Below are 14462 nucleotides of genomic sequence, written 5' to 3'. Positions count from 1 at the left end.
GCTTGCTGCGCTGTGGTTGCGCTGCTCTGCGGCGGGAGGCCTGCCGCCGCGCTTACTTGCCCAACGCCTGCGCGGTGTCGTCCAACGCCGCCCAGGCCTTGTCGAACAGCTCGTCGACCTGCTCGCAGGTGATGATCAACGGCGGCGACAGCAGCATTGCATCGTAAGTGGCGCGCAGGATCAGCCCGCGCTTTAGCGCGAAGTCGCGGCACATCGCACCAACCCGTCCGCGCCCGGGGAAATATCGGCCGCGCTGGCGCTTGTCCGGCACCAGCTCCAGCGCGCCGACCAGGCCCGCGATCCGCGCCTCGCCGACCAGCCGATGCACACCCAACTCGGCCCAGCGCTGCGCCAGATACGGCGCAATCTGCGTGCGTGCTGTATCCACGATGCCTTCGTCCTGCAGCAGACGCAGATTCTCCAGCGCCACCGCCGCGCACACCGGATGCCCGGCATAGGTACCGCCATGCGCCAGCTCGCCGCCCTGCTGCTTGAGCACCCCGGCCACGCGATCGTTGAACATCGCCGCCGCCAGCGGGATGTAGCCGGAGGTGATGCCCTTGGCCAGCGTCATCACATCGGGCTGAAAGCCGAAGTAATCCGCCCCGAACCATTCCCCGGTACGCCCGAATCCGCAAATCACCTCGTCAGCCACCAGCAGCACGTCGTAGTGCCGGCAGATGCGCTGGATTTCCGGCCAATAACTGCGCGGCGGGATATAGACACCGATCGCCCCCATGATGGGTTCGCCGATGAAGGCCGCCACGTTTTCCGGCCCGAGTTCGAGAATCCTGGCTTCCAGACGGCGCGCGGCAAGCAGCCCGTATTCGTCCGGCGCCATGTCCCCGCCATCGCCGAAATGATTGGGCGGCTCGATATGCACGATGCCCGGTATCGGCAACCCACCCTGCTTGTGCATGCCCTGCATGCCACCCAGGCTGGCACCGGCCATGGTGGTGCCGTGATAGCCATTGTGGCGACCGATGAAGACGTGTTTCTGCGGCTGCCCCTGCACCGCCCAGAAATGCCGCACCAAGCGCAGGATGGTGTCGTTGGCCTCCGACCCGGAATTGGCGAAGAACGCATGATTCAAATCGCCGGGCGTCAGTTCCGCCAGCTTGGCGGCCAGGTGGATGGTGGGCTCGGTGGTGCACTGAAAAAAGCTGTTGTAGTACGCCAGCTGCTCCATCTGCCGCGCCGCTGCCTGCGCCAGCTCGGTGCGTCCATAACCCACATTGACGCACCACAACCCACCGAACGCATCCAGCAACTTGTTGCCGTCGGCATCCCACACGTACACGCCCTCGCCGCGCGTCAGAATGCGCGTGCCCTTGCCCGCCAGCACCGCGTTGTCGTTGAACGGATGCAGATGATGCGCCGCATCGAGCTGCTGCAACGACCTGAGCACAGAAGGATCCACGACCTGCTCCACGCATGAGGAACCACGAGCATACCCACGCCTTGTTGCCGCACCGTGGACGGCATTGCAGATTGCCCTGCGAATCCCCTGCATGCCCGACAGACAGGTTGGTCGCGAGAACTAGCGCTGCCGCCAACACCGCACCCTCATCCGCCCTTCGGGCACCTTCTCCCGACGGGAGAAGGGAACGTAGCTGAGGTCGATCACGCGGCCATCGTGAAACGGGCCGCGGTCGTTGACGCGCACCACCACCGAATCGCCGGTGTCCTTGCTGCGTCCGCGATCTAAGCATTTCCGGCGCGGCGCCGGCCTCCTGCCCAGCACCGGCCGGCTCCCGCATGACATCGCTACACCTTGATGCGCTGACCTGTGCAGCGCTGACCTGTGCAGCGCTGATCTGCGCAGCGCTTTGCTTTGCTTTGCCTTGCTTCGCTTTGTTTAGCCTTGCCTTGCCTTGCCTTGCCTTGCTTTGCCTTGCGCCCTTACGGGGCCCCATACCGCAGCGGCAAGGCCGGCAGATACAACCCGTAGGGCGGCGCGCATGGATGCGCGACGTTTTTGTAAGGGACATGGATGTCCCTTACAAAAATTTCTGCCGGACTTGCGCACCCGTAGCGCCTATGGCGCGGAGGGCGCGAGGACGGGGTGTGCTTTCTTTTTGGTTACTTTTTCTTTGCACAAGCAAAGAAAAAGTGACTCGCGCCCGGAGGGCGTGAAAGCCCTGCTCTGAATTTGAATGCTCCAGAAACCCGAAAGCACACTAACCACTGCCAGCTTCAACACCACCCGACACCGCACCCTCATCCGCCCTTCGGGCACCTTCTCCCGACGGGAGAAGGAAACATCGCAGCACGCCGAACAGGTAAAAACCCCTCACACATTCAACAACAAAAACTCCCGCTCCCACGAACTGATCACCCGAAAGAACGTCTCATATTCTTTCCGCTTCACCGAGATATAGGCCCGCACAAACCGACGCCCCAACATCTCCTGCAACGCCTCGCATTTTTCCAACCCATCCAGCGCCTCACCCAACGAGCGCGGCAAATCGTAGCCCTGCTCCTTGCCGTTGCTGCTGATCGGCGCGGTTGGTTCCAACTTCTCACGGATGCCCAACAACCCGCACGCCAATGTCGCCGCCATCGCCAGATACGGATTGGCATCGGAGCCGGCAAACCGGCTTTCCACCCGCATGTTTTGTGGCGCATCGATCGGCACCCGCAACCCGCAGGTGCGGTTGTCGAAGCCCCACAGCACATTGCTTGGCGACACCTCGCCGAACATCAGCCGCCGGTACGAATTGACGTTAGGCGCCAGCAACCCCATCGCCATCGGAATGTATTTCTGCAGCCCGCCCAGATAATGCGCAAAGGTGTCGCTGAACCCGCCCTCGCGCTTGCCGCTGAACACGTTCTTGCCGGTGCCGGCATGCAACAGGCTCTGGTGGATATGCATCGCACTGCCGGGCTCGGTTTCCATCGGCTTGGCCAGAAACGTGGCATACACCCCATGCCGCAACGCCGCTTCGCGCATGGTGCGCTTGAACAGGAACACCTGGTCGGCGCGCGACAAGGCATCGGCGTGGGTGAAGTTGACTTCCAGCTGCGCGGCGCCGGATTCGTGGATCAAGGTATCCACGTCCAGCTCCATCGCATCGCAATAGTCGTACATCAGATCCAGGATCGGGTCGAACTCGTTGACCGCATCGATCGAATACGACTGCCGCGCGGTTTCCGGGCGACCGGAGCGCCCGGCCGGCGGCAGCAACGGGAAGTCGGGATCGGTGTTCTTCTGCACCAGAAAGAACTCCAGCTCCGGCGCCACCACCGGCTGCAATTTGACCTCGGCGTAGGCCTCCAGCACGCGGCGCAGCACATTGCGCGGCGCCAGTTCATGCGGCTGGCCGTCCTTGGTGTAGCAATCATGGATGACCTGCGCAGTGGGGTCGGCGGCCCACGGCACCATGCGCACGGTGGACGCATCCGGGCGCAGATGCATGTCCGAGTCTGACGGCGAGGTCAGTGCGTAATAGTCGTCCGGAAAGTCGCCGGTGACCGTGGTGGCGAAGATGCCTTCGGGCAACCGTGTGCCGTAATCATGCGAAAACTTGTCGGCCGGAATGATCTTGCCGCGCGCATTGCCGGTGATGTCCGGCACCAGGCATTCGACCTCGGTGATGTGGCGGTCCTTGAGCCAGCGGCGCAATGCGCTCTCCGGCTGCTTGGGCGTGGATTTACGCGAACGTGTGCGGATCGACATACAACCTCACTGACCGCGCTGAGCGGCGTAACGGCGACAGGCCTCGCCGAAGGACTGAAAGATGGCACGGTAGAACGGATGCTGTGTGACACGCCATTCCGGATGCCATTGCACGGCAAGTAAAAAGCCCGGTCCCGGGCCGCGAAAGGCTTCGATCAAGCCATCGGGAGCGGTCGCTTCGACCAGCAGGCCGTCGGCCAGCGTGGCGATGCCCTGCCCGTGCAATGAGTTGACCCACACCTCGGCCGAGTCGCTCATGCCAGCCAGCCAACCGCCGGGCTGCAATCGCAGCGGATGCGCGGGGCCGTATTGCACGTCCAGCGGCGCGTTGCGGTCTTCGCGATGATCCGCCAGGCCGGGCACCGCATGCACGCGTTGATGCAGGCGTCCACCGAGCGCGACATTGACCTCCTGCAGGCCACGACAGATCGCCAGCACCGGCAGGCCGCGCGCAAGCGCCTGCGGGATCAACCCCAGGCTGGTGGCATCGCGCGCGGCATCGTGCGGGTTGCCCTCCCAACTCGATTCGTCGCTGTAGTGGTGCGGCTCAATATTGCTGACCGCCCCGGTGAGCAACACGCCGTCCAACCGATCCAGCCATACGCCGGCCTCCAGGCTGGGCTGCAGACTCGGCAGCAGCACCGGCATGGCACCGGCCGCGTCCACAACCGCACGGATGTATTTTTCGCCGGCCGCCAGAAACGGATGCGGCCCTTGCGCGATGCGATCGGTCGGCAATCCGACCAACGGTACGACAGCCATGCAGACATCCCGATGCGGTGCGTTGAACGACAGATGCGCTCGAACTTACCGCGCCACCGCCGCCATTGCCACCGCTGCACCGTTGCCTGATCGCAAACGATCACGCGTGCTTTGCTAGGCTGGGCGGCGACTTCGCAGGTAGTGCCCATGGCTTCCGAGAACTCCGTCGCATCGCTGCCCGCTGCCGATGCCGCCACCCTGGCGCGTATCGCCGGCTGCCACTCCGTCGACCTGTTATTGCCCGACACCAACGGCGTGCTGCGCGGCAAGCGCGTCACTGCCGATACGTTGCACAAGGTCTACCGCGATGGCGTATGCCTGCCGATGTCGCTGATCGCCACCGACATCACCGGCAACACAGTGGAAGAAACCGGGCTTGGCTATGCCATCGGCGATGCCGACCGCATCTGCCGGCCGATCGAGGGCTCGCTGCGCCCGGTACCGTGGGCGCCACAGCCGATGGCGCAGCTGCTGCTGGCGATGCACACCCCGGACGGCAGCCTGTTCGAGGTCGCGCCACGCGCGGTGTTGCAGCGGGTGGTGCACGGCTTTGCCGCACTCGGGCTGACCCCGGTGGTGGCGGTGGAGCTGGAGTTCTACCTGTTCGATGCGGTGCCCGATGCGCAAGGGCGCCCGCAGACCCCGCGCGACCCGGTCACCGGCATCCGCAGCGACAGCACCCAGGTGTACGCATTGCAGGACCTGGACGATCACCGTGGTTTTACCGATGCGGTCACCGCTGCATGCCGCCAGCAAGGCATCCCGGCCGACACCGCCGTGGCCGAGTACGCACCGGGCCAGTTCGAAATCAACCTGCAACATCGCGCCGATGCGGTTGCCGCCTGCGACGAGGCGATCCTGCTCAAACGCACCATCAAGGCCATCGCGCAGCAGCAGCGCATGCTGGCCAGCTTCATGGCCAAGCCGTTCCCCGGCCAGGCCGGCAGTGGCTTGCATCTGCATGTGAGCCTGCTCGATGCCGACGGGCACAACGTGCTGGCCGGCGAGGCCGAGATGCCCACCGACCGCCTGCGCCACGCCATCGCCGGGCTGCAGCGGCATGCGGACGCATCGCTGCTGTTGTTCGCGCCGCACGCCAACAGTTACCGACGCTTCGTCAGCAACGCCTTCGTGCCGCTGGATGCCAGCTGGGGTTTCAACAACCGCACCGTGGCGCTGCGCATCCCGCATAGCGATGCCCGCAACACGCGCATTGAACATCGCATTGCCGGCGCCGATGCCAACCCGTATCTGGCCGCGGCCGCGGTGCTGGCGGCTATGCTCGACGGCCTGCAGCAGCCCGCCGAACCCACGCCACCGATCACCGGCAACGCCTATGCGCAAGGAATCTTCCAACCACGCACCTGGCAGGGCGCGATCGATGCGTTTGTGTCCAGCGACTTTATCGGCGCCCAGCTAGGCACGCAGTTTCAGCATGTGTTCGGGCAACAGAAACAACGCGAGCTGCTCGATTACCAGGCGCTGGTGCCGGACATCGATTACGCCCGGTACCTGCGGACCGTGTGATGGGCAGCCCGGCCACCGCGCTGCCGCACGCCGACACCGCGGAGGGCGGCTACCCTGACAGCTGGTACACGCGCAGCGCGCCTGCCCTGCCCGTGCAACCGCGCCTGCGCGGCGCCGAACGCGCCGATGTCTGCATTCTCGGCGCCGGTTACACCGGACTGACTGCGGCGCTCGCGCTGGCCGAAGCAGGCTACCGGGTCATCGTGCTGGAGGCCCGGCGCATCGGCTGGGGTGCATCCGGTCGCAACGGCGGCCAGGCCATCGTGGGCTACGGCTGCGAACAGGAGACGCTGGAAGCATTGGTCGGCGATAAAGATGCGCGCCTGCTGTTCGACTTCTCGCGCGACGGCATGCGCCTGCTACGCCAGCGGATCGAACGCCATGCCATTGCCTGCGACTGGCGCGATGGTCATGCCCATGTCCCGCTCAAGCCGCGCCAGGTGCGGGCGCTGCAGCATGGCATCGTGCGCATGGCCGAGCGCTACGACTATCCGCTGGAGTGGTGGGACCGCGCCCGCACCCGCCAGGTGCTCGACAGCCCACTGTATCTGGGTGCGATGTTCGACCCCGCCAGCGGCCATCTGCATCCGCTGGCCTATGCATTCGGCCTGGCGCGGGCGGCACTGGCGGCCGGCGTGCGCATCTTCGAAGACTCGGCGGTGACCCGCCTGGACCCTGGCGCACAGGTTGCGATGCACACGGCCGATGGCAGCGTGACCGCAGACTTCGGTGTGATTGCAGGCAACGCCTTGCTGCACGGCATCGCCGCGCCGCTGGAGCAGCGCATCATGCCGGTCGGCACCTACGTGGGTGCCACCCCGCCGCTGGGCCAGGCGCGCGCACGCGCGCTGATCGGCAACGACATGGCGGTGGCCGACACCAATTGGGCGCTGGATTATTACCGGCTCAGCGCCGATCACCGGCTGCTCTTCGGTGGGCGCGCCAGCTATTCGTCACGCCCGCCGCCGGGCCTGAATCGCTTGATGACGCAGCGTATGCACACGGTGTTTCCGCAGTTGCGCGAGGTACCGCTGGAGACCGTCTGGGGCGGCTACGTGGACATCTCCCGCAACCGCGCGCCGCACTGGGGCCGGCTCGCGCCGACTGTGTATTTCGCGCAGGGCTTCTCTGGCCACGGTGTGGCAGCCACCGGCCTGGCCGGCCAGGTGATCGCCGAGGCCATCGCTGGCCAGAGCCAGCGGTTGGACGTGTTCGCGCGTATTCCGCACCGTCCGTTTCCCGGCGGGCAGCGGCTGCGCACCCCGCTGCTGGTGGCGGCCATGAGCTGGTACCGGCTGCGCGACGCGCTGTGGTGACCGCGCCCCAAGGTCCATCGCGCAAGCTGCAACGCAGCGCTCAAGTTTTGGCGAGCAGAGCCGTTAGCTGATCTGACGGTTCGATCCACACGGCCAACCGATGTCCCCAGGTACCCTACATCGCAATAGTGAAAGCGCAGTTCTGCCGCAACGCGTGTTGCTGGTGGAAAACTCGCGCACGTTCACCAGCATGCTGCGCGCAGCCATCGAGCAACGCGTGGAACTGCCGGTCACGGTCGTTTCGACCCTGGCCGAAGCGGCGCGCGTGCTCGACGAAGAAGATGGCTGGTTCCTGGTCCTGACCGGCCTGGTGCTGGTCGACGGCGACCGCGACAAGGTCGTGGAGTTCTTCCTCTCGCGCAACCTGCCGACCGTGGTGGTCAGCGGCGTGTACGACGAGGATCTGCGCCAGCGCGTGCTGCAGCAGCAGATCATCGATTACGTACTCAAGAACGCACCGGGCAGCATCGAATATCTGGCCTGGCTGGTGCAGCGTCTGGAGCGCAATCGTCGCATCGGCGCGTTGGTGGTGGACGATTCGTTGTCTGCTCGTACCTACGCCGCCGCACTGCTGTCGATGTACGGCTACCGCGTGGTGCTGGCCGCTGACGGCGCCGCCGGACTGGAAGCAATCGAACGCGACCCCGACATCCGCCTGACCATCGTCGATCAGGAAATGCCCGGCATGGAAGGCGTGGAATTTACCCGCCGGCTGCGTGCGTTGCGCTCGCGCGACAAGGTCGCGGTGATCGGCATCTCCGGCAACAGCGATTCGTCGCTGATCCCGCGCTTCTTGAAGAACGGCGCCAACGACTTCCTGCGCAAGCCCTTCTCGCGCGAAGAATTCTTCTGCCGCGTCTCGCAGAACGTGGACCAGCTGGAATTGATCGGCACGCTGCAGGATCTGGCCACACGCGATTTCCTCACCGGCCTGCCCAATCGGCGTTACTTCCTGGAACAAAGCCAGCGCGTGATCCCGCAGTTGCTGTCGCAGGACCAGACAGTGACCGCAGCCATGCTGGATATCGATCACTTCAAACACATCAACGACACCTGGGGCCACGAAGCCGGTGACCAGGCGCTCCGCGCGGTGGCCGCATCGGTCTCCGGGCATGCACGTCCGCAGGACTTGGTGGCGCGTTTCGGTGGCGAAGAATTCTGCCTGCTGGTGCCGGGGCTGGATGCAGCCAACGCCACCAGCTACTTCGAAACCCTGCGCGAACGCATCAGCGCACTACGCGTGCGCGTCGGCGACGACACGCTGAGCATGACGGTAAGCATCGGCGTGTGCATCGCGACCGAAAGCGATCAATCGCTGCATCACCTGTTGAACGAAGCCGACAAATATCTGTACCTGGCCAAGGCCGGCGGCCGCAACCAGGTACGCTTGGCGGTCTGAGCGCCGCACGCTTGCACCAACACGACGGCCGGCCAGGACGCACCTCAAAGCGCGTCTTTCTCTAGCTCCCGTAGGAGCGCACCCGGGCGCGAAGGCTCCTTACCGATAGCACCTCTGCGCGCACCAGCCCGCGCCTACGGCAGTCGCGTATCCAACAGCATCTATCGACGCGATCGCCGCACCATCGTCAGCGCGAGCAAACTCAACACCGCGGCGCCGCCCAGGTAGTAACCCACCGCTTGCACCCCGTAGCGCGCCGCCAATTGCGTGGCCACATACGGCGCCGGGGCCGCACCCAGGATGCTGGCCAGATTGAACGACAGCGACGCGCCGGTATAGCGCACCTCGGTGGGATACAACTCCGCCAGCAAGGTGCCGCAAGGGCCGTAGGTCAGCCCCATGAAGAAGAAGCCCAGCCCGAGAAAAGTGAGCACCTGCAACGGGTGATCGGCCTGGAACAACGGCGCAAACGCCAGCCCGAACGCAACGATGGCAATGCTGGCCAGCATCATCGCCAACGGTGCGCCATGCCGATCGCCGAACTTGGCCGACAACGGAATGCCCAGCGCAAAGAACACGATACCGGCCATCTGCAGCAGCAGGAATTGTTCCTTGTCGTAGCCCAGCGTCTTGGTGCCATAGCCCAATGCGAACACGGTCATCAGATAGAACAACACGAAGGTGGCAAACGCACCCAGCGTGCCGATGATTAACGCCGGCCAATGCTGCGAGATCACGGTGCCCAGCGGCAGCCGTACGCGCGTCTGACGATCCAGGGTCTTTTGAAAATCCGGTGTTTCGGTAATGCTCAGGCGTACCCACAGCCCGGTCAGCACCAATAAGGCGCTGGCCAGAAACGGCACCCGCCAGCCCCACTGCATGAAGGCCGCATCGTCCAGCAATGCGCCCATGCCAAGGAAGGTACCGGTGGACAGCAAAAAGCCCAGCGGTGCACCCAGCTGCGGAAACATGCCGTACCACACGCGCTTGCCCGGCGGTGCGTTCTCGGTGGCCAACAGCACGGCGCCGCCCCACTCGCCGCCCAGGCCCAGCCCTTGACCGAACCGGCACAGCGCCAGCAGCAATGGGGCCCACACTCCGATCTGCGCATAGCCGGGCAATAGACCAATGGCGACCGTGGACAAGCCCATCGTCAGCAACGCCGCCACCAGCGTGGCCTTGCGGCCGACCCGATCGCCGAAGTGGCCGAAGACCGCCGAGCCCACCGGCCGCGCGATGAAGGCGACCGCAAAAGTCGCCAGCGACTGCAGCATCGCCGCACTGCCATCGCCGGCCGGAAAGAACAAGGTCGGGAACACCAGCACCGCAGCGGTGGCATAGATGTAGAAATCGAAGAACTCGATGGTCGTGCCGATCAGGCTGGCAAACAGCACGCGCGCAGGCGAATTGACGGGCGTGGCGAGTGGCACGGCGGCAGTCATCGTGAGTCGCTGTCCAAAAGGAGATAGCGCATTCTCGCAGACTGCGCCTTTCCTTGCCGCGGGCTTGCTGCAGTTGCGGTGGTGAGAGGTCCACCTTCCCCCACCGCATGCGTTCGATCGTCACGCGGATCAGAAACGCTCTCGAATGGAGACAAATGTTCGGAAAGACGCATTCATGGCAGAACCGCATCGAACTAGCATATGAGTCGATTCAATCGATTCAGCCATTTCATATTTCAACGGCGAAAGGCTCAGCTCCATCCAGCCGGCGCCGACTCACCCAGACTTTTTTAAATTCCGGAAAAAACACGCCATGCAAAAATCACTAAAAAAGCGTCCATCGGCGACCGTACCACTGGCGGCCATCCTCGGTCTTTTCTGCCTTTTTGGCGCATCCGCCGCACAGGCTGAACGCCACTACATCGCGATTGAAGCGGCGCAAGAAAACTGGAAGGTCACTGCGCAGCTGAAAGCACCTGATGGAAGAATACTATACACATGGAACGCAGTCCGTAGAGGAAGCCAGAAAGTTCATTGGAATTTCAATTATGGCGGCGATAATGCATCCTTGGATCTGACGATTGCCACTCAGGATGGAAGGAGTCATACATTCGGACTGCACACTGCGAACCAAAATCTGTGCATCGAGTTTGTCGGACACCCAGCCTTCCCTTTCAGCAAGTCTTGCGATTGATTCCCGCTCCCCGGACGTGGGTAGGCGAATGGATGTGAAGTGGCTGCTAGCGTGCTGAGAAATCTGCCCGCAAGCCGCCCCGCTTGTCCAGTCCGCGCCTATTCTCCCACTTGATGGAGTAAACGGTGCGAAACGAGTATCTCTGCGCCACTGAAACGATTCCAATCTCAACGCAATCGAACAACTCGCCCTAATCGGAGTCCGCCAACGATTGGCGCTGTCTGCATTCCCTATCACCAGCCGGCGTCAATGCCGCAAACTGCCGCTCACCGCGTTCGTCGACCCGTATCCAGCCCGGGCCTGGCTGGCCATCCAGGTTGGCACTGCCCAGCCACGCGAGCGTGCGCAACAACACACTCATGCGCACGCCCAGCTGCTTGCACAGCCTCGACAGCGACACGCCCTCGGGCGTGTCGGCCAGCGCCTGCAGCAGCTGCGCGGTGAGCTGCGGATCAGCGGACAAGCACCGCTCCGATATCGCGCGGCGCCGCGTCGGCGGTTTCGGCCCGATGCGGCAGCACGATCACCGGAATCGACTTGGAGGTCGGCGTACGTGCTTCGTCGGCAAAACTCGACAGCGGCACCAGCGAATTGGTTTCCGGGTAATACGCCGCCAGACAGCCGCGCGGAATGTTGTAGTCCACCAGCAAGAAGCGCCGCGCCTCGCGATGCACGCCGTCTTCGCACAGGCTTTCCAGATCCACCCAATCGCCGGCCTTCATGTTCAACGCGGCAATATCGGCGCCGTTGATGAACAGCACGCGGCGCTCGCCGAACACGCCACGATAGCGATCGTCCAGCCCGTAAATGGTGGTGTTGTACTGATCGTGCGAGCGCGTGGTGGCGAGCGTAAACACCATCTGATCGCCCCGCGAACGACGCGCGCGATGGATCGGGTTGTCGGTAGGCACCGCGTGCGCTTTGAACACCGCACGCTGCTCGGGCGTGACCCAGTTACGGTCGCGCGCGGTGTTGGACAGGCGGAAGCCGCCCGGCGTGCGCACGCGCTGATTGAAGTCGGCAAAGTCCGGGAACACCTGCGCGATCAACTCGCGCACGCGGTCGTAATCGCCCACCAGCCAGCGCCAGCGGATCGCGCTGCGCGCGCCCAACGTGGCTTCGGCCATGCGCGCCACGATCGCCGGCTCGGACAGCAGATCCGGCGAGGCCGGCGGATTGATGCCGGCCGACAGGTGCACCATGCTCATCGAATCCTCCACCGTCACGCCTTGCGAGCCGGCGTCCTGGATATCGATTTCGGTACGCCCCAGGCATGGCAGGATCAACGCATCGCGCCCATGCACCAGGTGGCTGCGATTGAGCTTGGTGGTGACGTGCACGGTGAGTTCGCAGTTGCGCAGCCCGCGGTGCGTGGCATCGGTATCCGGCGTGGCGGCGGCGAAGTTGCCGCCCATCGCGAAGAACACCTTGCCGCGCCCGTCCAGCATCGCCTCGATCGCACCGACGGTGTCGAAGCCGTCTTCGCGCGGCGGCGCAAACCCGAATACCGACTGAAGCTTGTCCAGAAACGCGGCTGGCGGTTTTTCGTAGATCATCATCGTGCGGTCGCCCTGCACGTTGCTATGCCCGCGCACCGGGCACACGCCTGCGCCGGGGCGGCCCAGATGGCCGCGCAGCAACAGCAGGTTGGTGATCATGTGGATGGTGGCCACCGAGTGCTTGTGCTGGGTAATGCCCATGCCCCAGCACGCGATCACGCGCTCGGCCTTCAGATAGATCTCACCGGCCTTGCGCAACTGCGCTTCGTCCAGGCCGGACTCTTCGACGATGGTGTCCCAGGCTTCCGCATGCACATCGGCAGCGAATGCGTCGAAATTGGCGGTGTGCTCTGCGATGAACTCCAGATCCAGCAAGCGCGGCGTGCCATCGCGCTGGGCCTGCGCATCGCGCTCCAGCACATGCTTGATGATGCCCTTTAACGCCGCCAGGTCGCCGCCGATCTTGAGCTGGAAATAATCCGAGGCAATGCGCGTGGAGCCGTTGTGCAGCATCTCCAGCTTGTCTTGCGGGTCGGCGAACTTTTCCAGCCCGCGCTCGCGCAACGGGTTGAACGCCGCAATCGCCGCGCCGCGCTTGGAGGCCTGGCGCAACTCGCCCAGCATGCGTGGGTGATTGGTACCCGGGTTCTGGCCGAAGATGAAGATCGCATCGGCCAGCTCGAAATCGTGCAACGACACCGTGCCCTTGCCCACCCCGATCTGCGAACGCAGCGCGGTGCCGGATGGCTCGTGGCACATGTTGGAGCAATCCGGGAAGTTATTGGTGCCGAACTCGCGGACGAACAACTGATACAAAAACGCCGCCTCGTTGCTGGTGCGCCCGGAGGTATAGAAGATCGCCTCGTCCGGGGTTGCCAGGCCATTGAGATGGCCGGCGATCTGCGCAAACGCATCGTCCCAGCTCACCGGCACATAGTGGTCGGTGGCGGCGTCGTAGCGCATCGGGTGGGTCAACCGGCCCTGCCCTTCCAGCCAATAGTCGCTGTACTGCGACAACAGGCTGACGCTGTGCGAGGCGAACAATTCGAGCCCGGCGCGGCGCGCGGTGGATTCGGCGGCTACGGCCTTGGCGCCGTTTTCGCAGAACTCGAAGGTGGAGGTATGGTCGCGATCCGGCCAGGCGCAGCCTGGGCAATCGAAGCCGTCCGGCTGGTTGGCATGCAGCAGCGTCTTGGCGCCCTGCACTGCGATGTCCTGTTCCATCAGGTGCTTGGCCACCGAGCGCAATGCGCCCCAGCCGCCCGCGGGATTGTCGTACTGCTTGATGGTTTTCTTGCTCATGCGGGCTCTCCCACGGCAACGCCCAGATCCAGGCGTTGTGGATGGCTGTAAACAACACAATCGTGATTACGGGCAAACCCGATCAGGGTCAGTCCCGCGCTGTCGGCCAGGCTGATCGCCAGCGCGGTAGGTGCCGAAATCGCTGCGAGCAGCGGAATTCGGGCCTGCGCGGCTTTCATGGCCATTTCATAACTGGCGCGGCTGGTGACCACCGCAAACCCTTGCGATGCATCGATGCGCGCGCGTGCCAATGCACCGATCAATTTGTCCAACGCGTTATGGCGCCCGACGTCTTCGCGAACCAACTGCACCACACCATTCGCATCGGCCCAACCGGCGGCGTGCACCGCGCCGGTCTGCGCGGCGATCGGCTGCTGCGCATGCAACGCATCCAGCGCACGCGCCAACGCATCGGCGTCGATCTGCAGCGTCGACTGCACGCGCGGCGGCACGCGCAGCACCGCCTCGATTGATTCATTGCCGCACACGCCGCAACCGCTGCGTCCATCCAGATTGCGCCGCCGCTGGTCCAACACGGCCGCGCGCTCGGGCGGAATCTCGATCTGCAGCGAAGCGCCTTCCAGAAAGGTCTCCACCGCAACCACGCGCAAGTCCTGCGCGTGATCGACGATGCCTTCGCTCAACGAGAACCCGAGCGCGAAATCCTCCAGGTCCTCCGGCGTCGCCATCATCACCGCGAACGGCACCTGGTTGTAGATCAGGGCAACCGGCATTTCGGCCGCCACCATGTCCTGCACCGTGGCACCGCGACCGCCGCGATGGCGGACAACCGTGCGCACCACACTACCGGGGCGCACTGTGCGGGAAGACGGACTGGTCAT

12 protein-coding genes are annotated in these 14462 nt (G+C 64.3%); 4 read left to right on the top strand and 8 right to left on the bottom strand.

Annotation, left to right across the window (positions count from 1 at the left end; all coding sequences use genetic code 11):
• Nucleotides 1-52: 52 nt before the first annotated feature.
• The 4 genes from RQH86_RS16660 to RQH86_RS16645 form a co-directional block, all read right to left on the bottom strand.
• Nucleotides 53-1420 carry an aspartate aminotransferase family protein gene (locus tag RQH86_RS16660; protein WP_311238637.1) on the bottom strand — a complete coding sequence of 456 codons (1368 nt, stop codon included), beginning with the start codon at nt 1418-1420 and terminating at the stop codon, nt 53-55.
• 120 nt (nt 1421-1540) lie between these two features.
• A complete protein-coding gene (locus tag RQH86_RS16655) occupies nt 1541-1765 on the bottom strand; it encodes an RlpA-like double-psi beta-barrel domain-containing protein (RefSeq protein WP_311238638.1) in 225 nt (74 codons plus the stop codon).
• Between the two features lie 528 nt (nt 1766-2293).
• A complete protein-coding gene (locus tag RQH86_RS16650) occupies nt 2294-3679 on the bottom strand; it encodes a glutamine synthetase family protein (RefSeq protein ID WP_055851821.1) in 1386 nt (461 codons plus the stop codon).
• A gap of 6 nt (nt 3680-3685) precedes the next feature.
• On the bottom strand, nt 3686-4441 hold the full coding sequence (locus RQH86_RS16645) for a gamma-glutamyl-gamma-aminobutyrate hydrolase family protein (RefSeq protein ID WP_311238639.1): 756 nt from the start codon (nt 4439-4441) through the stop codon (nt 3686-3688).
• 147 nt (nt 4442-4588) lie between these two features.
• On the opposite strand from RQH86_RS16645, the gene RQH86_RS16640 reads away from it, so the two are divergent.
• From RQH86_RS16640 to RQH86_RS16630, 3 genes are all read left to right on the top strand, one after another.
• A complete protein-coding gene (locus tag RQH86_RS16640; RefSeq protein WP_311238640.1) occupies nt 4589-5968 on the top strand; it encodes a glutamine synthetase family protein in 1380 nt (459 codons plus the stop codon).
• On the top strand, nt 5968-7284 hold the full coding sequence (locus RQH86_RS16635; RefSeq protein ID WP_311238641.1) for an FAD-binding oxidoreductase: 1317 nt from the start codon (nt 5968-5970) through the stop codon (nt 7282-7284). Before RQH86_RS16640 ends, RQH86_RS16635 begins: the two co-directional genes overlap by 1 nt.
• Before the next feature lie 100 nt (nt 7285-7384).
• Nucleotides 7385-8683, top strand: a complete 1299-nt coding sequence (locus RQH86_RS16630) for a diguanylate cyclase (protein WP_311238642.1) — start codon at nt 7385-7387, stop codon at nt 8681-8683.
• A 161-nt stretch (nt 8684-8844) separates the two neighbouring features.
• Here RQH86_RS16630 and RQH86_RS16625 read toward each other — a convergent pair whose 3' ends face one another.
• Nucleotides 8845-10125, bottom strand: a complete 1281-nt coding sequence (locus RQH86_RS16625) for an MFS transporter (protein WP_115553970.1) — start codon at nt 10123-10125, stop codon at nt 8845-8847.
• 313 nt (nt 10126-10438) lie between these two features.
• Here RQH86_RS16625 and RQH86_RS16620 point away from each other — a divergent pair, with 313 nt between their 5' ends.
• Nucleotides 10439-10819 (top strand): hypothetical protein, encoded by a 381-nt coding sequence (locus tag RQH86_RS16620; protein ID WP_311238643.1) that lies wholly within the window; start codon nt 10439-10441, stop codon nt 10817-10819.
• 190 nt (nt 10820-11009) lie between these two features.
• Here RQH86_RS16620 and RQH86_RS16615 read toward each other — a convergent pair whose 3' ends face one another.
• The 3 genes from RQH86_RS16615 to fdhD are packed head-to-tail and all read right to left on the bottom strand — an operon-like array spanning nt 11010 to nt 14462.
• Complete coding sequence (locus RQH86_RS16615; protein ID WP_161961637.1) at nt 11010-11282, bottom strand: hypothetical protein; 273 nt, start codon at nt 11280-11282, stop codon at nt 11010-11012.
• Nucleotides 11272-13620 carry an FdhF/YdeP family oxidoreductase gene (locus RQH86_RS16610; RefSeq protein WP_311238644.1) on the bottom strand — a complete coding sequence of 783 codons (2349 nt, stop codon included), beginning with the start codon at nt 13618-13620 and terminating at the stop codon, nt 11272-11274. The genes RQH86_RS16615 and RQH86_RS16610 overlap by 11 nt, the downstream gene beginning before the upstream one ends.
• Nucleotides 13617-14462 (bottom strand): formate dehydrogenase accessory sulfurtransferase FdhD, encoded by an 846-nt coding sequence (fdhD, locus tag RQH86_RS16605; protein ID WP_311238645.1) that lies wholly within the window; start codon nt 14460-14462, stop codon nt 13617-13619. The genes RQH86_RS16610 and fdhD overlap by 4 nt, the downstream gene beginning before the upstream one ends.

It is taken from the genome of Xanthomonas sp. WCS2018Noco2-27 (assembly GCF_031843525.1).
Lineage (GTDB): Bacteria > Pseudomonadota > Gammaproteobacteria > Xanthomonadales > Xanthomonadaceae > Xanthomonas.
This window is presented reverse-complemented; position numbering and strand designations above follow the sequence as displayed.